Raw genomic sequence first — 910 nt, forward strand, 5'->3', positions numbered from 1 at the left:
CCGTCGTGGGGCCTTCCGGTGAAGAGATTTATTGCGACAAATATGGCCGGATCAAGCTGCAGTTCCCATGGGATCGCTATGGTGCCAACAACGACCAAAGCTCTTGTTGGGTGCGTGTCAGCCAGGGATGGGCGGGTGGCCAATATGGCATGATGGCGGTGCCGCGTATCGGTCACGAAGTGATAGTGAGCTTCCTCGAAGGAGATCCGGATCAGCCCATCGTGACAGGGCGGACTTATCACGCCACCAACCAAACCCCCTATGTATTGCCCGAACATAAAACACGGACACTGCTGCGAACCGACACACATAAGGGCCAAGGCTTCAACGAGCTGCGTTTTGAAGATGAAGCATCGAGAGAGCAGATTTACATCCATGCCCAAAAAGACATGGATGTGGTCATCAACCATATCCATCGCCAAAGTGTGGGGCTGGATCAGCATTTGACGGTCAATCAGGATCAGTTCCAGCGAGTGGACCGCCATAGTCATCGCACGGTAGCTCAAGATGATGTTGAACAAATTGGGCAGGATCATCACCAACTAATTGGCCGCCATTTTGTGCAAAAAGTCATGGCCTCATTTAAGCGCTTCATCGGTGGGGGAGAGATCACTCATCTGGATGGTAGCCGCCAGACCTCTATTTCTGGTGGGGAAGAGTTGATCGTCGGGGCACATCAACGAGTGGTGGTGGGCACAGACAGCTATCTCAAAGCCACTGACATTGTGCTGGAGGCGGGGCAAGCGCTGACCATCAAGGGGCCAGGTGGTTTTATCAAGCTTGATGGCTCGGGAGTGACCATCTCGGGCAATGTGGTCAAGATCAACGATGGCGGTTCACCTTGTGCCGGCACAGCTCCTGTCGCAATAGAACCGGAGGCACCGAACAAGCCCACCCTGCCGGATGCCCC

1 protein-coding gene is annotated in these 910 nt (G+C 54.4%); it reads left to right on the forward strand.

All coding sequences use genetic code 11. From position 1 onward, the window contains the following. Positions 1–910 (forward strand): type VI secretion system Vgr family protein (locus AACT07_RS22345; protein WP_139126511.1); only part of this gene is annotated, 910 nt, incomplete at both ends.

The sequence above is a fragment of the Aeromonas sp. ANP5 genome (assembly GCF_963870295.1).
Lineage (GTDB): Bacteria > Pseudomonadota > Gammaproteobacteria > Enterobacterales > Aeromonadaceae > Aeromonas > Aeromonas veronii.